The organism is Flavobacterium cyclinae (genome assembly GCF_021172145.1).
Classification (GTDB): Bacteria; Bacteroidota; Bacteroidia; order Flavobacteriales; family Flavobacteriaceae; genus Flavobacterium; species Flavobacterium cyclinae.
This window is the reverse complement of sequence record NZ_CP089095.1, coordinates 2,377,217-2,396,836: the sequence shown is the minus strand read 5'-3', so window position 1 is coordinate 2,396,836 and position 19,620 is coordinate 2,377,217. Positions and strand designations below refer to the sequence as shown.

15 protein-coding genes are annotated in these 19,620 nt (G+C 30.2%); 11 read left to right on the top strand and 4 right to left on the bottom strand.

All coding sequences use genetic code 11. The annotated features are described in order from the left end of the window. Positions 1–12 precede the first annotated feature (12 nt). From LOS86_RS11115 to LOS86_RS11065, 11 genes are all read left to right on the top strand, one after another. Complete coding sequence (locus LOS86_RS11115) at positions 13–1,026, top strand: N-acetylneuraminate synthase family protein (RefSeq protein ID WP_231842172.1); 1,014 nt, start codon at positions 13–15, stop codon at positions 1,024–1,026. Between the two features lie 392 nt (positions 1,027–1,418). Beyond that, complete coding sequence (locus LOS86_RS11110; RefSeq protein ID WP_231842171.1) at positions 1,419–1,748, top strand: GIY-YIG nuclease family protein; 330 nt, start codon at positions 1,419–1,421, stop codon at positions 1,746–1,748. A gap of 332 nt (positions 1,749–2,080) precedes the next feature. After that, the gene (gene neuC / locus LOS86_RS11105) at positions 2,081–3,238 is read left to right on the top strand and encodes a UDP-N-acetylglucosamine 2-epimerase (RefSeq protein WP_231842170.1); all 1,158 of its coding nucleotides are present in this window, start codon (positions 2,081–2,083) and stop codon (positions 3,236–3,238) included. Further along, complete coding sequence (locus LOS86_RS11100) at positions 3,238–3,939, top strand: acylneuraminate cytidylyltransferase family protein (RefSeq protein WP_231842169.1); 702 nt, start codon at positions 3,238–3,240, stop codon at positions 3,937–3,939. The genes neuC and LOS86_RS11100 overlap by 1 nt, the downstream gene beginning before the upstream one ends. Beyond that, entirely contained in the window at positions 3,939–5,648 is a 1,710-nt protein-coding gene (gene asnB, locus LOS86_RS11095; RefSeq protein WP_231842168.1) for an asparagine synthase (glutamine-hydrolyzing), read from the top strand. The genes LOS86_RS11100 and asnB overlap by 1 nt, the downstream gene beginning before the upstream one ends. After that, positions 5,648–7,030, top strand: coding sequence for an MGDG synthase family glycosyltransferase (locus LOS86_RS11090; RefSeq protein WP_231842167.1), 1,383 nt, complete (start codon positions 5,648–5,650; stop codon positions 7,028–7,030). The genes asnB and LOS86_RS11090 overlap by 1 nt, the downstream gene beginning before the upstream one ends. Positions 7,031–7,033: 3 nt before the next feature. Next, positions 7,034–8,461, top strand: a complete 1,428-nt coding sequence (locus LOS86_RS11085) for an MBOAT family O-acyltransferase (RefSeq protein ID WP_231842166.1) — start codon at positions 7,034–7,036, stop codon at positions 8,459–8,461. Then, positions 8,461–9,342, top strand: a complete 882-nt coding sequence (locus tag LOS86_RS11080) for a hypothetical protein (RefSeq protein WP_231842165.1) — start codon at positions 8,461–8,463, stop codon at positions 9,340–9,342. Before LOS86_RS11085 ends, LOS86_RS11080 begins: the two co-directional genes overlap by 1 nt. A 1-nt stretch (position 9,343) precedes the next feature. Further along, on the top strand, positions 9,344–10,492 hold the full coding sequence (locus tag LOS86_RS11075; protein ID WP_231842164.1) for a glycosyltransferase family 4 protein: 1,149 nt from the start codon (positions 9,344–9,346) through the stop codon (positions 10,490–10,492). Then, on the top strand, positions 10,489–12,036 hold the full coding sequence (locus LOS86_RS11070; RefSeq protein WP_231842163.1) for a glycosyltransferase family 2 protein: 1,548 nt from the start codon (positions 10,489–10,491) through the stop codon (positions 12,034–12,036). Before LOS86_RS11075 ends, LOS86_RS11070 begins: the two co-directional genes overlap by 4 nt. Further along, positions 12,026–13,018 carry a glycosyltransferase family 2 protein gene (locus LOS86_RS11065; RefSeq protein WP_231842162.1) on the top strand — a complete coding sequence of 331 codons (993 nt, stop codon included), beginning with the start codon at positions 12,026–12,028 and terminating at the stop codon, positions 13,016–13,018. Before LOS86_RS11070 ends, LOS86_RS11065 begins: the two co-directional genes overlap by 11 nt. A gap of 12 nt (positions 13,019–13,030) precedes the next feature. Here the strand turns inward: LOS86_RS11065 and LOS86_RS11060 are convergent, their stop codons facing one another. The 4 genes from LOS86_RS11060 to LOS86_RS11045 form a co-directional block, all read right to left on the bottom strand. After that, positions 13,031–13,423: a response regulator gene (locus LOS86_RS11060; protein WP_231842161.1), complete on the bottom strand. Its 393-nt coding sequence runs from the start codon at positions 13,421–13,423 to the stop codon at positions 13,031–13,033. A 1-nt stretch (position 13,424) separates the two neighbouring features. Beyond that, the gene (locus tag LOS86_RS11055; protein ID WP_231842160.1) at positions 13,425–13,850 is read right to left on the bottom strand and encodes a response regulator; all 426 of its coding nucleotides are present in this window, start codon (positions 13,848–13,850) and stop codon (positions 13,425–13,427) included. 113 nt (positions 13,851–13,963) lie between these two features. Next, positions 13,964–15,568, bottom strand: a complete 1,605-nt coding sequence (locus tag LOS86_RS11050) for an ATP-binding protein (protein ID WP_231842159.1) — start codon at positions 15,566–15,568, stop codon at positions 13,964–13,966. Continuing rightward, the gene (locus LOS86_RS11045) at positions 15,555–19,550 is read right to left on the bottom strand and encodes a PAS domain-containing protein (RefSeq protein ID WP_231842158.1); all 3,996 of its coding nucleotides are present in this window, start codon (positions 19,548–19,550) and stop codon (positions 15,555–15,557) included. The genes LOS86_RS11050 and LOS86_RS11045 overlap by 14 nt, the downstream gene beginning before the upstream one ends. Between the last annotated feature and the right edge of the window lie 70 nt (positions 19,551–19,620).

The following is a 19,620-nucleotide window of genomic DNA, read 5'->3' as shown; positions in this document are numbered from 1 at the left end:
AACTGAACAAAAGTGAAATTAGATAAAAAACCCTATTATATAGCCGAAATTGGTCAAGCTCATGAAGGGAGTTTAGGTATTTTACATTCTTACATTGACGCTTTAGCTACAACTGGAGTTCATGCCGTGAAATTTCAAATGCATATTGCGACAGCTGAAAGTAGCGAACACGAACCTTTTCGAGTAAAATTTTCCTATGAAGATGTTACCCGATTTGATTATTGGAAACGAATGGAATTTACTTTAGAGCAATGGAAAGAAATAAAGCAACATTGTGATGCTGTAGGTCTGGATTTTATTTGTTCGCCTTTTAGTAACTTGGCAGTAGATTGGTTAGAAACAATTGGAGTTGAATATTATAAAATTGGTTCTGGTGAAGTAACAAACTTATTGCTTTTAGAGAAAATTGCTCAAACAGGAAAACCTCTAATATTGTCTTCTGGAATGAGTAGTTATGAAGAGTTAGATACTTCAATATCTTTTTTAAGAGAGAAAAATGTGCCATTTTCAATTTTGCAATGCACTACTTCTTATCCTACCCAACCAAAACAATATGGTTTTAACGTAATTCAAGAATTAAAAAATCGATATAATGTTGTAGTTGGATTTTCAGATCATTCGGCAAAAGTTGCTACCAATGTTGCGGCGGTAGCTTTAGGTGCAGAAATTTTAGAATTCCACGTTGTTTTTGATCGAAAAATGTTTGGCCCAGATGCTAAATCATCTTTGACACTTGATGAAGTGACACAATTGGTGTATGATTGTAACGCTATTTATGAAGCAATAGAGCATCCTATACATAAAAATGATACTAGTTCTTTTACCGAATTGAAATCAATATTCGAAAAATCGTTATCCGTGAATAAGGCATTATCAAAAGGTCATATGCTGCAATTTAATGATTTAGAAGCAAAAAAACCAAAAGGATACGGAATTGATGCTGTTCGATTTCAGGAAATTATTGGTAAAAAATTAAATAAAAATCTAAATCAGTGGGATTTTTTGAATGAAAGTGATTTGGAGTAAGTTTTTATGTTTTTTAATTCCACCATTTTCACTTCGAGCGTAGTCGAGACTTTTTGAGCGTAGCCGAGAACTATTTAAACCATCTCGATTCCGAAAAGACGGATCAAGCATTCGCTAGATTTTACAAAGCGGTAATTCTTAAGAAAATGTAATCCTAATAATTTCAATAAAAGAACATTTTTGTCAGGTCGAGCGCAGTCGAGACTTTTTGAGCGGAGTTGAGAAATATTTAAACCATCTCGACTTCGCTCGATTTGACAGAGCAGTAGTTTTTAAGAAAATGTAATTCTATTAATTTCAATCAAAGCACATTTTTGTCAGGTCGAGCGCAGTCGAGACTTTTTTATTGTATTAACATTTTTTTTATTTTTACAATTATAAATATATACGCCATGAAATTTTATTTTGTTTACATCCTTAAATGTTTCGACAATTCTTATTATGTTGGAATTACTTCAAATTTAGAACGTAGAGTTACGGAGCACAATGCTGGTAAATATTCGGATGCATATACTTATTCTAGAAGACCTGTAGAGTTAGTTTGGTATCAAGAATTTTTGGAACCTAATCAAGCAATATCATTTGAAAAGAAAATTAAGAAATGGAGTCGCGCTAAAAAGGAAGCGATAATTAATGGAGAATGGGATTTATTGCCGATTTTAGCCGAGTGTAAGAATGAAACGCATTTTAAAAATAAAGAATCTCGACTTCGCTCGATTTGACACTCTCGACTTCGCTTGATTTGACAGTTTGGACTTCACTCGAATTGATAGTCTCGACTTTGCTCGATTTGATAGTTTGGATTCTTTGATTAAGTTTGAGTACGGTACGATAGATTTGTAGTTCCTTCATAAATTTAATTTTAGTATTGTCACTTCGAGCGAAGTCGAGAACTATTTAAAACTATCTCTACTTCGCTCGATTTGACAGAATCTCTACTTCGCTTGAAATGATAGATTCAACTTATATCAAAATTTCAATTTTATAAAAATTCACAAACCGCCCCAATTTCCATAAATTTTACTTATTTTTAGCCCTTTGAAGTGAAAGGGAAATGAATAAAAGAAAAATAGCAGTTGTAATTACTGCACGGCCTTCATACAGTAGGGTAAAAACAGTACTTTCAGCCATAAAACAACATCCAAATTTAGAACTACAATTGATTGTTGCGGCTTCAGCATTGCTGGATCGATATGGTTCGGCAATTAATTACATTGTAAATGATGGCTTTGAAATTTCTGCCAAAGTATTCAATGTTTTAGAAGGTGAAAATTTAACTGCAGCGGCTAAAACTACTGGTATTGGAATTTTGGAACTTTCTACAGTCTTTGATAATTTAATGCCTGATGTAGTAGTTACAGTAGCAGATCGTTTTGAAACTATGGCTACTGCTATTGCAGCTTCATATATGAATATTCCGCTTGCCCATATTCAAGGTGGCGAAGTAACAGGGAATATTGATGAAAAAGTAAGACATTCGATTACTAAATTGGCCGATTATCATTTTGTAGCATCTGATGGTGCAAAAGAGAGAGTTGTTAAATTAGGTGAAGATCCAGCTTATGTATTTAATACCGGTTGTCCTTCAATTGATTTGGCTAAGGGAGTTAAAGAATCAAGTATAACTTTGCCTTTTAATCCTTATGAAAAATATGGAGGTGTTGGATTTAGTCCCGATTTATCAAAAGGATATTTAGTAGTCATGCAACATCCCGTTACAAACGAATACCAAGATTCAAGAAAACATATTGAAGCTACTTTAGAGGCGATAACTCAGTTAAATCGTCCAACCTTGTGGTTTTGGCCTAATGTAGATGCAGGTGCTGATGGTACTTCTAATGGAATTCGTGCTTACCGTGAAACGCACCAATTAACCAATGTTCATTTTTTTAAAAATATGGAAGGACAAGATTTTTTACATTTATTAAATCATGCCGATTGTTTGATTGGGAATTCAAGTGTTGGAATAAGAGAATGTGCTTATCTTGGTGTGCCTGTTGTTAACATTGGTTCTAGACAAAATAAAAGAGATAGGGGAAATAATGTGGTAGATGTTCCTTATCAGGTTCAAGCAATTAAAGAAGCTATTGAAGTGCAATCTCAAGCAGTCAGAGTTCCTTCTGATGTATATGGAGGAGGTGATGCAGGTCAGCAAATAGCAGATTTGTTAGCAAAATTACCTTTACAATTTCATAAAACAATCATGTATTAATGCGTATTTTAGGTATCATTCCAGCCAGAGGAGGTTCAAAAGGTGTTCCAGGGAAAAATATAAAATTACTTGGTGAATTCCCTTTGTTGGCTTACACGGCAAAATCAGCTTTGGCCTCTAAATATCTTAGCAAAGTAATCCTTTCAACAGATTGTTATGATATTGCGAATGTAGCAAAAGAATTTGGTATAGAAGTTCCTTTTATGCGTCCAGAACATTTGGCAACAGACACGGCTTCTAGTATTGAAGTAGTGCAACATGCCATTTCTTTTTTTGAAAAGCAAGGTGAATTTTTTGATGCTGTTTGTTTGTTACAACCTACAGCTCCTTTTCGTATGAATGGCTTTATTGATCAGGCAATTCAAAAATTTATAAATGATAAATCCGATGCTTTAGTTAGTGTTTTGCCTGTACCGCATGAGTTTAATCCTCATTGGGTATTTGAACCTAACGAAGAAGGTTTGCTAAAAATTGCAACGGGTGAAGCAGAAATTATAAAAAGAAGACAAGAGTTGCCCAAGGCGTTTTTTAGAGATGGATCTGTTTATATAACTAAAACAGAAGTTATTAAAGAAGGAAGTTTTTATGGAAATCAATTGAGTTACCTAGAAAATAATCCTGATTTTTATGTCAATATTGATACTTTAAATGATTGGGAAATTGCTTTGTCAAAATTACCCTTAATTAAATCCCTATTATAATGTGTGGAATTGCAGGTGTTTTTTCTTCAGACTTTTCTTTAGATAACAGAAAAGTTAAGTTAGAAAAGATGTTGGAAGCACAACAACATCGCGGCCCTGATGCAACAGAACAATGGCATGATACTTTATGCAGCTTAGGTCATAACCGATTGAGTATTATAGATTTATCTGCAAATGCTAATCAGCCAATGAAGAGTAGATGTGGTAGATACGTAGTTGTGTTTAATGGAGAAATCTATAATTATTTAGAAATAAAAAACGAACTAGCTCCATATTTTCAATTTCGTACACAATCCGATACTGAGGTTTTATTAAATGCTTACATTCATTGGGGAGTTGACTTTTTGCATCGCCTTAACGGAATGTTCTCAATCGCTATCTGGGACATACAACTACAAAATTTGTTTATTGCTAGAGATAGATTTGGTGTAAAACCTTTTTATTTCTATGCTGATGCTCACCAATTTACTTTTGCTAGTGAAATAAAAAGCTTGTGGGCTTCTGGTGTTAGCAAATTTCCTAATAAAAAAGTTTGGGTGAATTATTTGTCTTTTGGAACTTATGGTTTGCCAAATGAAACTTTTTGGGAAGGCATACATCAATTACCAGCCGGTCATTTTGCTATTATTTCTGAAGAAAATCTTAGTACATTTCAACCGAAGTGTTGGTACGACTTTGTTCAAAGAATAAAAAACACTCCAGTTTTAGAACCATCAGAATTAAAGAAACAATATGAAGTTCTTTTAAACGATGCCATTCAATTGCGTTTTAGAGCTGATGTTCACTTAGGGATGAATGTAAGTGGAGGTTTGGATTCTTCTACTTTAATTGCGTTAATTCATAAAAATTTACCCGTTTCTAAAAATATTGAAGCTTTTACCTTTTATTGCAATGATTCAAATTATGATGAATTGCCTTGGGTAGAATTGTTGCTACAAGATAAAACGTATCTTTTAAATAAAGTGTTACTAGAAGTTCAAGCTGTACCTGATTTAATTAAAGAGTTGAGTCAAAATCAAGATGAACCTTTTGGTGGATTCCCTACATTAGCCTATAGTTTGTTGTTTAAAGAAGCACGTAAAAAAGGAATTAAGGTGTTATTAGACGGTCAAGGTATGGATGAAGCTTGGGCGGGTTACGATTATTATTTTAATCAATCAGGAAGTGTTATTCAAGGAGTTTCAACTTCTCCTGTTAGACCAGAGGTTTTGGTAGATTCATTTCGAGTTCATGCTGAAAAAGACTGTTATCCTAAACCCTTTGCTTCTGAATTGCAAAACATGCAATATCGCGACTTGTTTTATACAAAAATTCCTCGTGCTCTTCGATTTAATGATCGTATCAGTATGTTGCATGGAACAGAATTAAGAGAACCCTTTTTAGATTATCGTATTGTTGAATTAGCATTTGCTCAAAAAGATGAGGTAAAGTTTAATCAAGGCAATACCAAATGGATGTTGCGTCAAATAAGTCAAGAATTATTAGCTAATCAAGTCGCTTTGGCACCAAAAAGACCACTTCAAACACCGCAACGTGAGTGGATTGCAAATGAATTGAATGCTTACATGTCGGATAAAATAAATGCATTTAGTCAATTGGATTTTGTAGAACAAGAAAAGGTTCATCAAATTTGGAGCGCATATAATAACGGAAATCAAGATAATAGTTTTTATATTTGGCAATGGATTAACTTGGTTGAATTATTATAATGAAAAAAAAGAAGGTTTTTGTATTATTACCCGATGGTGTTGGACTGCGAAATTTTGTTTATTCTAATTTCTACGAAATTGGAAAACAAGAATATGATATTGTATTTTGGAATAATACACCTTTTGATTTAACCGAATTAAATTTTCCAGAAATTAAGTTTGAAAAACCAGTTTTACATCCTTTTACAGATATTATAAAAAACGGAATTATTCAGGCGTCTTTATCAAAAAATAGTAAGCTTGAAAATGATAAGGTTTATGACACGTATCGCTTTAAATCGAGCTCAAAAGGATTAAAAAATAAAATTAAAAATCGAATTGTTTCTTATTTAAATTCCAACTATTCAAATCAAAAAGGAATATTGGGTTTGCGAAATACAATTAATGCACTAGAAAGTAATACAGCTTATTATAAAAAATGTAAAGAGCTGTTACTAAAAGAGCAACCCGATTTTATTTTTTGTACAAATCAGCGCCCAGTAGTTGCAATTGCTCCTTTGTTAGCTGCTAAAGATTTACAAATTCCTACTGCTACTTTTATATTTTCTTGGGATAATTTGCCAAAAGCAACCATGGTGGTTCAAACCGATTATTATTATGTGTGGAGTGATTACATGAAAAAAGAATTACTTCATTACCATCCAGAAATTAAGGAAAACCAAATTGTAGTTACTGGAACTCCTCAGTTTGAAGCGCATTTTGATGAATCTATTTTTTTAGATAGAGACATTTTTTTTGAAAAATATGGTTTAGATAGTAGTAAAAAATACATATGTTATTCTGGAGATGATATCACTACTTGTCCAGATGATCAGCAATATCTTAATGATACCGCAAAAGCTGTTCGACAACTTAATCAAAAAGGGCATAACATAGGAATTATTTTTAGGAGATGTCCTGTCGATTTTACATCACGATATGATGCAACTTTAGAAGAATATAAAGACATAATTGTTGCTATCAATCCACAATGGAAAAAGATAGGTGAAGGATGGAATACAGTTTTGCCTTTGCCAGAAGATAATTCCCTTTTAGTAAATACAATTAGACATTCAGAATTGGTCATCAATTTAGGTTCGTCAATGGTATTTGATTTTGCAATTTTTAATAAACCTTGTTTGTATATCAATTATGATGTTACAAATAAAAAAGAAAAAGATTGGTCAGTAAATAAAATATATCAATTTGTTCATTTTCGTTCTATGCCTTCAAAAGAAGCGGTTTCTTGGATTTCTGATTCACAATCAATTGCTAATTTGATTGAAATGAATCTTTCCAAAAGTCATAATAGTGAGGCTGTTAAATGGTTGGAAAAAATTACTTGTCAACCTACTCAAATGGCATCAGAAAGGATTTGGGAATCAATTAAAACGATTATCTAAATTATGCTTTTCAATTCCCTAGAATTTTTATTGTTTCTTCCTATAGTTTTTATCTTGTATTGGTTTGTATTTAAAAATCATTTACGAGCTCAAAATTTATTAGTTTTAGTAGCTAGTTATGTGTTTTATGGTTGGTGGGATTGGCGTTTTTTGTCGTTAATTATTGCTAGTACAATTTTAGATTATTTTGTTGCCTTATTCATTCAAAAAACCACCAATTCATCTAAAAGGAAATTGCTGTTAGGGTTAAGTCTTTTAGGAAATCTAGGGATGTTAGGGTTTTTTAAGTATTTTAATTTTTTTATTACCAGTTGGATAGCAGCTTGGGCAAGTGTAGGGATTACTATTGAAGCTTCTACACTGAGTATTATACTTCCAGTTGGAATTTCATTTTACACTTTTCAAACTTTGAGTTATACTATTGATGTGTATCGCAATGAAATGAAACCCACAAATAATTTTATAGATTTTGCTGCTTTTGTTACCTTTTTTCCTCAATTAGTAGCTGGTCCTATTGAAAGAGCTTCTCATTTATTGCCTCAATTTTACAAGAAGAGAGTTTTTGATTATCAAAATGCTGCAGATGGTATCAAACTTATCATTTGGGGAATGTTTAAAAAAGTTGTTGTAGCAGATAATTGTGCCTTTTTTGTAACTAAAATTTTTGAAAGTCCTGAAGCTTTTTCTAGCGGTGAGTTATTCGTTGGAATGGTATTTTTTGCGTTCCAAATTTATGGTGATTTTTCTGGGTATTCTGATATTGCAATTGGACTGTCAAAATTATTCGGATTTGATTTAATGGTGAATTTTAAGTTTCCTTATTTTTCAAGAGATATTGCCGAATTTTGGCGTCGTTGGCACATTTCTTTGTCAACTTGGTTTCGCGATTATATTTATATTCCTCTAGGAGGTTCTAAAGGCAGTATAGCTTTGCAAATTAGAAATGTGTTTGTGATATTTTTAGTGAGTGGCTTTTGGCATGGTGCTAATTGGACTTATTTGTTTTGGGGCTTTTTTCATGCCTTATTGTTTTTACCTTTGTTGCTTTTTAATGTAAACAGAAGTCATTTGCTCACCAAATCTTATGGATGGCGTGATTTTGCGAAAATTGCTTTCACCTTTTTTCTTGTATGTGTGGGATGGGTTTTTTTCAGAGCCAATTCAATTTCTGACGCCTTTCAATATTTAGTTTATTTATTTGAATTAAAAGGTTTTGGCATTTCATTATTTTATAGTACAAATGCTAATTTGATGATTTTTGCCTTGAGCGTTGTGGCTGTTGGGTTATTGATTATACAAGAATTTATTTGGGTAATCCAAAAAAGAGAGACTCCTAAAATATCGGCTTTGAAAGCATTGTTTTTGGTGTTGATAATTTTCTTTATGGGAAGTTTTAAAAATCAAATGGACTTTATTTATTTTCAATTCTAATGAAAAAGTTTCTTTATAAAATAGCGATTTATACTTTTTTCATTTTGTTAATTGGAAATGGAATCGCTTTCTTGTCGTTGTATGTTTTAGGGAAATCCCAATTGTATAAAAATCAATTTGTTAAAAATGGAGTTACAACAACTCATTTTGATTATGTTGTTTTAGGTTCTAGTACAGGATTAACTACATTAGATACCAAATTAATTGATAAAAAATTACAAACTTCAGGATTAAATATTAGTATGGATGATACTTCATTGAGTTCACATTATCTTATGCTGCAATATTTTTTATCACTAGGTAAATCCACAAAGCAGTTAATTTTATGTGTAACCCCTGGTGATATTCATAATTCTACAGTTGAATTGAATAATAATGATTATCGATTTTTAACTGAAGTTCAGGATACATTGATTTATAATTATTACAACCGATTAGAAGTAAAAGGATTAAAAGTTTTAACTTATTCTAAGTATTTTCCAATATTAGGTGTTAGTTATTATAATAACGAATTGTTTTATCCTTCAATTTATGCTTTTTTGAAGCCTAATAAAAGAAATCGATTTGACGAAAAAGGCAATTATACGTATCCTCAAATTGAAAACAATTTGTATGATACCAAATTAGCAACCTCTAGACCTCAATTTAACAATCCTTCTTTTTTAAAAATTAAAAAGTTGTGCGAAGAAAACAAAATTGAGTTAATTGTATATCAGTCGCCCATATATAGAACTGTTGTTGAATTTCCTTCAATCAACGAATTTAAAATAATAAATCATTCAACGATATTACCTGAAGATTTGTTTTATGATAACATTCACGTAAATAGTAAAGGCAGAGATTTTTGTACTTTAGCATTTTGTGAAGAATTAAAAAAATAAAATGAAAATAGCATTCTTGACTCCAGAATATCCTCATAGTCGAACTGGTAATTCGGGTGGGATAGGAACCAGTATAAAAAACTTAGCTGAAAGCTTAACAGATTTAGGACATACTGTTAGAATTTTAGTTTATTGTCAAAAAGAAGATGCTGTTTTTGATGCTTCGGGAATCACCATTCAATTGATAAAAAATATTAAGATTAAAGGATTGTCTTGGTTTTTTACCAGAAAAAAAATTCAAAGCATAATAGATGATTTATACTATTCGGAAGCTATAGATATTGTTGAAGCTCCCGATTGGACCGGAATATCCTCTTTTATTCAACCTAAAAAATGTCCTTTAGTTATTCGGTTGAATGGAAGTGATACTTATTTCTGTCATTTAGACAATCGTCCGGTAAAATGGATCAATAAGTTTCATGAAAAAAGAGCTTTAAAAAAGGCGGATGGTCATATTTCAGTAAGCCAATTTACTGCAGATAAAACCAATGAGTTATTTGGATTACAAATTCCATTTGCAGTTATTCCAAACGGAATTAATCCAGAAAATTTTAAACCCGACAATACAATTCAAAAGGAAAGTAATACCATTTTATATTTCGGAACATTAATTCGTAAAAAAGGCTTATTAGAATTACCGTTAATTTTTAATCGAGTTTTTTTGAAAAATCCAAAAGCCCAACTCCTTTTAGTTGGCCGCGATTCTGCAGATATATTAACAGGAAGCAGCTCGACTTGGGAATTGATGCAACCCTTATTTACTCCGGAAGCTTTACGTAATGTAAGTTATTTAGGTGGTGTTCCTTATGAGGAAGTTCGTGCTCATATTGCAAAAGCTAGTGTTTGTGTTTTTCCTACATTTGCCGAAGCTTTACCTGTTTCTTGGTTAGAAGCAATGGCAATGCAAAAAGCAATTGTTGCTTCTAATATTGGTTGGGGGCCTGAAGTCATAACAACACAAAAAGAAGGAACTTTAGTTCATCCAAAGGATCATGAAGAGTATGCTAATGCTATTTTAGATGTATTGGATAATGAAATTCAAAATACTACCTTTGGTATAAATGCGGCTCAAAAAATACAAAATGTTTTTGCTAATAGATTAATTGCTGAGCAAAGTATAACTTTTTACAAAAAATACGTAAAGAAATGATTGTAATAGTTCATGATCAAAATAATGTTACTCAGTTATTAATTGATGAAATTGAAGTTGCTTCCTATAACGGTAAAAAAGTTACAAGTGTACTTCCTGCTTTAGTTGAGCAATATCCAAATCATTTATTAGTTTGGTGTCATAAACTTGCTTATACTAATGTAGCATGGTCCTCTTTTCCTCAGCTATTTGACTTGGAAAGAAAAATGATGTCGTATTTGCCTAACGGGAATTATTTCCCAAATTCTATTGGTTATGTTGAAGATTCTATTTTTATAAAAATCAATAAAAATGGTACATATCCTACTTGGCAAATGTCTAGTTATGTAGGAGGAGTTCATACTTCTTTTTTATCGCAAATAGATTCTCAAATATGGAATTCAGATAATTTTGATTATACTTTAAATCGTATTGCAAAAACCTATCAAGCTGAAGGTTTGTTCTGTTATTCTGAACCTAAATTGGTGTTAAATCCTAATGAAACAGTTCCACTAGAAATATTTCAAGCCAGTTTAAGTACTATGTTTGTTTTTATTAAAGAGCATTATAAAACGGTTTGGATATTTCTTCTTTTTTTGAATTTATACCTTAACGAAAGAAAAATTGCTTTTCTTTCTTTATTTCAAACTTTTTTTGTTTCAAAAAAGTCATTTTCAAAACAACTTGTTTTTAATGAAGGCAACTCTCCAATTTTTGATTGTAGCAAGCTTTCAGTAGATGTTGTAATTCCCACAATTGGAAGAAAAAAATATTTATACGATGTACTTCAAGATTTAAGTAATCAAACTCATTTGCCAAAAAAAGTTATCATTATTGAACAAAATCCTTTAGAAGATAGTAAGTCTGAATTGGATTTTATTACAAATGAAAAATGGCCTTTTGAAATTAAGCATGAGTTTATACATCAATCAGGAGCTTGTAATGCAAGAAATTTAGCATTAACACACATATCAAGTGATTGGGTATTTATGGCTGATGACGATATTAGGATTGAAAAAGATTTTATTTATTCTTCGCTTCAAATGGCAGCAAAATTAAAAACTAAAGTAATTAATTTAAGTTGCTTACAAGCTAATGAAAAAAAGACCATGAATTCCATAATCCAATGGTCGAGTTTTGGTTCTGGTTGCTCTTTGGTGTATTCAGAAGTACTTGATGGTTTGTCTTTTGGAATGGCTTACGAATTTGGTTTTGGAGAAGATACAGATTTTGGTATGCAAATTAGAAATAAAGGATATGACGTTATTTATTTGCCAGAACCTAATATTTTGCACTTAAAAGCTCCTATTGGAGGGTTTAGAACAAAGCCAGTATTAGATTGGCACAACGAACCTCTAGCGCCAAAACCATCACCTACAATTATGTTGTTTTCTCTTTTACATAAAACAAAACAACAAATTATGGGGTATAGAACTACTTTATTTTTTAAATTTTATCGTGTTCAAGCTGTTAAAAATCCATTTACTTACCTCACTCTTTTTAAAAAGAAATGGGCTGTAAGTTTAAAATGGGCTAATGAATTAAAAAAAAGAAATGAACTTTAGTCTCATTATTTGTACCTATAAGCGCCCTCATGCATTGTTAACTTTACTTGAATCGGTAAGGTTACAAACGATGTATCCTAATGAAATTTTAATTGTGGATGGTTCGCCAGATGATGCTACTTTTCACATGCTAGAGCAAAACTCATTTGAAAATTTGGTTTATTTTAAAGTTTCTCCAGCTGATAGGGGATTAACCAAACAGCGTAATTATGGAATTGCAAGAGTTTCTAAAACAAGTGATGTTATTTGTTTTTTAGATGATGATACCGTCTTAGCAAACAATTATTTTGAAGAAATCATTAGCGCTTATGTAATTCATCCCGATGCTTTAGGAGTGGGTGGCTATATAACAAATGAAGTATCTTGGCAATATGTAGGGGAGAACTATCAACCAAAAATTGATGAGTTTTATTTTGATGGATATACCAGAAAAGATGGAGCTCGATTTATTTCGAGAAAAAAATTAGGTTTAGATAGCGATGTTCCGCCTGGATACGCTCCAGAATTTTCTCACGGAAGAAGTGTTGGGTTTTTACCACCATCAGGAAAAGTGTATCCTGTAGAGCAATTAATGGGAGGTGTTGCTTCCTTTAGAAAATCGGTTTTTGAACAATTTCAGTTTTCTACCTATTTTGAAGGTTATGGTTTGTATGAAGATGCTGATTTTACACTTCGGGTATCTAAAGTTGGTAAACTTTATTTAAATACAGCGGCAAATTTAGAACACCATCATGATGCAGCTGGACGTCCAAATCAATATCAATATGGTAAAATGGTGGTACGAAATGGATGGTATGTTTGGCGTGTAAAACATCCAAAACCTTCTTTAAAATCTAAGTTCAAATGGCATTCAATTACTTTGTTATTGGCTGTAATTAGAGGAACAAATGTTATTACAACTTCAAAAAGAAAAGAAGCATTTACAGAATTTACAGGTAGAATGATGGGATGGTTTTCCCTATTTTATTCCAAACCTAATTAATTTATTTTTGAATTAGCACAAAATACCATTCTCTTTGTCGAAAATTTTATTTTGTAATTCAATACTATTTAAGTCGTCTTTTAATAAGTATTCTGTAACGCCAAGTTCCAGTGCTTTTTTTGAAAAAGATTGATCTGAAAAGCCTGTTAATGCTATCACAGGAATTGTTTTGGCTATATTAAGGACTTCTTGTATTAATTCTTCACCACTTTTATCAGGAAGTGACATGTCTAAAAAAATATAATCGAATGTATCAATTGAATTTTGTTCTTCTAAATCTTTAAAATGTTCCATTTGAACAACATTTACATATGGTAAGCATTCTTCAAGATATTCTTTTAGAAGATAGAAATCACCAAAATTATCTTCTAATACTAAAATATTATATATTTTCTCAGGAATCATATTATTTTGCCTCTGGAAGTTTACAAGTATCGAACCAAAATTTTCCTAACGTACAAATTGTTTCAAAAAAATCGTCAACTTCAGATGGTTTAGAAATAAAACTATTTGCATGATTAGCATATGTTAAGTTAACATCTGTTGATGCTGAAGAAGTAGTTAGCATGACAACAGGAATGTGCTTTGTTTTTTCGTTTTCTTTAATTTTTTTTAATACTTCATGACCATTTAATAAAGGTAAATTAATATCTAAAAGAATTAAGTCTGGAAGATTAAGTGAAGCACAATCTTCAAACAAATACGTAATTGCTTCTTTACCATTTCTAGCAACATGAATACTAGTTTTGAAGTCGCATTCTTCAAAAGCCTCTTGAGTTAGAATGATATCTCCTTCATTATCCTCTACAAGTAAAATATGTAAGTTTTTCATAAGCAATTAATCTGTTTTGTGATTTATAAATTTATAAAAATTTTATAAATAGATGTTATTTTTTTTGATTTTATATTAAAATATGTATAAAAATTCAATCAGAGTATTAATTATCATTTAATTGGAAGTGTAAAATAAAAGGTGCTTCCAACATTTTTTACAGATTTAACCCATATTGTGCCGCCTAAACGTTCTACAATTTTTTTAACAATTGCTAAACCAATTCCAGTTCCTTTAATGTGAATATCATTCTCTAATCTTTGAAAAATAACAAATATTTTGTCTAAATATTCTTGCTCTATTCCAATTCCGTTATCAGTTATGGCAATTGTTACATTATCATTTGTAATTTCAATGACTTTTACTCTTATGAATGGTATTTCATTTGGCTTTGAATATTTAAATGCATTTCCAATTAAATTTTGAAAAACTTGAAATACGGGTGATTTATAAGATTTAATTACCGGTAATTTTTCATATGTTAATAAACCATTTGGATAACTATTAGTATAAAAACCTTTAATTTCCTCTACAACTTCATTCAAATCAATTAATTCTTTTTCTTCTGTGTATTTTCCTGCTTTAGAAAATTCTAAAATATCAAGAATAATTTTTTTCATTCTCTTTGCTCCATCTACTGCAAAAAAGATGTATTGTTTTCCTTTATCATCAAGGACATCATTGTATTTCTTTTCTATTTTGGTTAAAAAACCTGTTATCATTCGTAAAGGTTCTTGTAAATCATGTGAAATAACATAAGCAAAATGTTCTAACTCTTTATTTACTTCACTTAGTTCTTTTGCTCTTAATTCTAATTGGTGATTTAGATTTTCAAGATCTTGTGTTTTTTTCTTAATTAATTCTTCAAGTTTTATTGGGTCTTGAGATAACTTTCTTAGATAAATAGCAATTATTAAACTTAGAAAGATACTACTAATAAAAAACTCCAATGCTTTATTGATATATTGAGGATTTTTTAGTTTCACATACAAATACCAATCACCTGATGGTAAATAGGTTTTGTTGACAATTCCTTCGTTAAAATTGGTGCTGTTTTTAAAGAACTTAGCACCTCTTAAATCAGTATGTTTTTGAACAATTTGATATTCAAATAATTCACCACTTCCAGAATTATTGAGTTTTATTTTTTTTAGAAAATTATCTGTTTTTATAATAACAGCAGAAAAACCCCAAAATTTATTGCCTTTAAAAATGGGTTGTCTTCCAATTACACCTTCACCTCCTTGTACAAGTTTTATTGGTCCTTCAAAAAATATTTTTTCTTTTTTTATGTCTTCAAAAAGACTGTTCTTTTTTAAACTATCAGCATTGATATTATATCCTATGGTTTTTTCATTTCCTTCTAAAGGATATGTTTTGTAAATGGTGTAATTTTTTACTAATTGAGTAGCGTTTATATAATCATTTTTTTCAAGTAAACTTTTTGAAATTTTTTCAAATTCTGTTTCGTCAAAATTGTTTTCAGTTATGAAAGTTATGATTTTAACTACATTTAAACTGTTGTTGATCATGCTCTCCAACTGATTTCTTACGTCTGAAGTTTTCTCCTTTACTTGTAATACTTCTTTGCTGTATTCAATTTTATAAATTCTATAAGTTAAAAAAGAGCTTATAGTTAGTAATACAGCAAATGCTATCAGTGCCAATTTATTTGGCCAATAATTTTTGTTTTTAGTAGGTATATTAATATTTTTCATTTTTTGGAAGCGTAAAATAAAATGTTGTTCCTTTATCAATTTCAGATTCTACCCAGATTTTTCCGTTTAAGTTTTCAATTAATTTTTTTACAATTGCTAAACCTATTCCGTTTCCGCCGTATTCTCTTTTGTTATGAAGTCGTTGGAAGATTACAAATATTTTTTCTAAATATTCATTTTCAATTCCTATTCCATTATCGGATACTTTAAAAGTCCAATTTTTTTCATTTTCGATTGCTAAAATACTAATAATCGGTTTGTTATGCAATTTTTGATATTTAATGGCATTGCTAATTAGATTGTGAAATATTTGCGTAAGTGGAAATTTTGAAGAAATAATAGTAGGTAAATTTTCATATCGAATTTCAGCTTTCGTTTCTTGAATTTTATCTAAATTTGTTTTACAGGCACTGTTTATTATTTCATTTATATCTACTTCTTCATATGTTTCTTCTACTTGACTTATTTTTGAATACTCTAATACATCTGAAATAATATTGCGCATTCTCTTTGCGCCATCTACAGCAAAATTTATATATTCTTTACCTTTTTCATCTAATTGCTCCTTGTATTTTTTTTCTAATTGTGTTAAAAAACTAGTTACCATTCGTAACGGTTCTTGTAAATCATGAGAAGCTACATAGGCAAAATGTTCTAATTCTTGATTCGTTTTAATTAAGGATTTTGTTTGCAACTCAAGTTTTTTATTCAAATCTAGAAGTACTTTTTCTTGTTTTTTTCGATACGTTATGTCTTGAATTGCACCTACTATTCGGATTGCTTTATTGTTCTTATCTCTAATTACAATTGCATTATTGGTAACATAAGCATATTCGCCATTTTGTTTCAAATACCAATAATCTTTTTTCCAATTCATTATGTTTGGATCTGCTATAGCTTTTTCAATCGATTTTATAATTTTATCCGCTTTTTTAGGTTTTATTTTTGCTTTGAAGAGGCTTAAGATATCATTGTGATAAATAAATTTTGGAACATCATATCCAAATTGTTTTAGGAATCCTTCACCACGATACAACGTATTGTTTTTTAAATCCCAATCCCAAATAGCATCATTAGTAGCAGCAGTAGACTTTTCAAAACGATCATTAGATTGTTTTAATTCATTTTCATATTTTTTTGTTCGAGTGATGTCTTTAAAATAAACTGATAGTCCATGTATTGAGGGATATGCTGTTACATCAAGCCAAATGTCCAATTCTTTAAAATTATTTTGAAAATTGATAGATTTCTTTGAAATAATGGCTCTGTTTAATTTTTTTTCAAAAGGAGTGCCAACAAGATGAGGAAATAAATCCCAGAAATTTTTTCCGATGATTTTTTCTCTTCTCAATTCTGATAATTGTTCTGCTTTTTTATTCCAATAATTAACCGTCCAATCTTTTTCGATTGAAATAAAAGCATCATCAATACTTTCAAGAATATTGTTCTTTTCAACTAATGATTTTTCAAGTTCTAAATTGTAGATCTTTCTTTGTAAACTAGCAGTTAAATTATAGGTAATATTAGATAAAAAAGATATTTCTGTATCTGTCCAAATTCTTTCATTGGTACAATCGTCAAATCCAATAAAACCTAGTAGATTGTTATTAAAAATTACCGGATAAATCAAAAATGATTTGATATCCTGACTTGCCATTATTTCTTTTAAATTCCCTTCTTTTAACTGGGATGTTATGCTATAAAAGAGTTTGCCATTGTTTAATTGCTCATAAAAATCACCAATTTCAAGAACGGGTATATTTTGTAAATCTGGGTTGTCAATTTGAGGTTTTATATTATTTTTTGTCCATTCAAGTTTTTGACTACATGTTTTTTCTTCACTTTCTATGTCGTCAATTTCAAAATAGTAAATTCTGTCAACATCAATAGTGTTTCCTGTAATTGCAAATGCATTGAATAATGATTCATACCAATTGTTAGAATGCATTAACTCTGTTGTTACAGCGGTTATGGAAGATAAAATAATGTTTCTTTGTTCTAGTTTTAACTCTGTATTTTTTTGTTTGGTAATGTTTTGAAAACTTCCTAAAACTTTTTTAGAACCATTTGAGTAATCTTCTTGTTCTTTTCCAATACTTCTAACCCATTTATGATTGTTGTTAGGAGTAATGATTTGAAATTCAATGTCAAAATTTACGCCATAAAGAATCAGTTGTTGAAATGCAATTTTTGTATTGTTTCTATCATCGGGATGGGTTAGATTGAGTAAAAATTTTAAATCAATTTTAGTGTCATTGTTTAATTCCAAAATATCTAGTAAAACTTTTGATAAAAAAATAGGATTGTTTTCATCTGAAATGTCATATTCCCAACTCCCTATTTCTGCTAAACTAGAAGTTTTTTCAAATAAAATTTCCAATTCTTTCATTTCGGTGATGTTTTTGCCGTGAGCAAAAAAGTTGTTTTCATCACCAAAAGGTTCAGAAGTATTCCAAGAAATCCATTTGTAATCTCCCTTTTTTGTACGATAACGATTTATGAATTCTTTGGCGCTTTTTTCTTGTGAAACAATAGAATTGTATTCGTTTTTTGTTTCAATAATATCATCTGGATGAATAAAATTGATAAAAGGAACGGCAGTTAATTCTTGTTCGGTATACCCCAATAGCTTACAAAGTGCTGGATTTACTTTAATGAAATATCCGTTTGAATTAGCAATAGTTATGATTTCTGAAGCACTATTAAACATTAGTTGATTAATTTCTTCAGAAATTTTTCTAGTAATTTCAATACCTAAAACACGATCTAATGAAATATAAGCATTTGTTTTATAGGGATGAACTTCAAAGTTTTCTTTTGAAAATAGTAAAAGTGTGCCAACAAATTGGTTTCCTTTTTGTAATGGTATGCCTAAAACAGAATTGCTTTCTGAAGCATCCATTTTTGAAATACTACAATGTTCATCTATTGCTTTTTTATCTGCCCATATTTGATGTTTTTTGTTTTTCCATAGGATTCCAGGTAGTCCATTTCCCTTGTCAAAAGAGGCGTTTATGTCAATATTACCATTTTTATGTAAAGAACATTTTAAAGCAATTTTTTGTTCGCTTGATTTTGTTATCCACAATTCAGCTCCAACAAAATCAGTATTCTGTAACATTAATGCTAAAACAGATTCAAAAATAAGGTCTGTTTTTTCCTCTTTTTGAAACAGCTTAGAAATTTCACTTTGAAGTTTCTTCTGAATTTCAATGGTTTTTCTTTCGGATATGTCTTTAATAATGCCAATCATTTTCATTGGCTTATTTTCGTGATCTCGAATTAAAATTGCGGTTTCTTCAACATAACAATAAGAGTCTTGTTTTCTTTTAAATCGGAAGTCTTTACTCCATTCTGTTGCTTTTGGATTGTTAATAAATTGAATCCAATTTTCGTCTTCGTTTGTGAAATCTACAGGATGAATAAATTTTTTCCATTCATCCAAACTTATCTTATCGTTTGGAATTTCATAATCAATAAAGTTTTTAAATCCTTCACTCCATGTAAATTCATCCTTTTGAATGTCCCACTCATAAATAACATCATTCGAAAGTTTATTAACGAATTTGTTCTTTTCTTCAATTTCTATATACTCAGAAATATCTAAATATAATCCTATAAATTTAATAGGTTTGTTATGTTGGTCAAAAATGACCTTTCCAAAAGAAAAAATATGCTTAACAGTGTGGGAGTCTGTAATGATTCTTTTTTTGATTCGGTATTCAATTCCTTTTTCTAAGGCTTCTTTCTTTTTCTTCAATACGAAATCTAAATCATCAGGATGTATGATTTCTAATTCAGAAACGCTACTTAATTCTTTAGAATTTGGCTCTCTATCTATTATTTCATAAACACCCTCTGACCAAAACAATTCATTAGTAATAAGATTTAATTCCCAACTTCCTGATTTAGAAGTTAATTCTGATTGATCCGCAATGAAATGTTTTACTTTTTCATCATTACTAATATTGTGATTTGGCATACTGCTAAAATGTTAAGTTTTACAAGATTAATAATTAGCAATCTATAGGGGGATTCAACTATTGTAAATG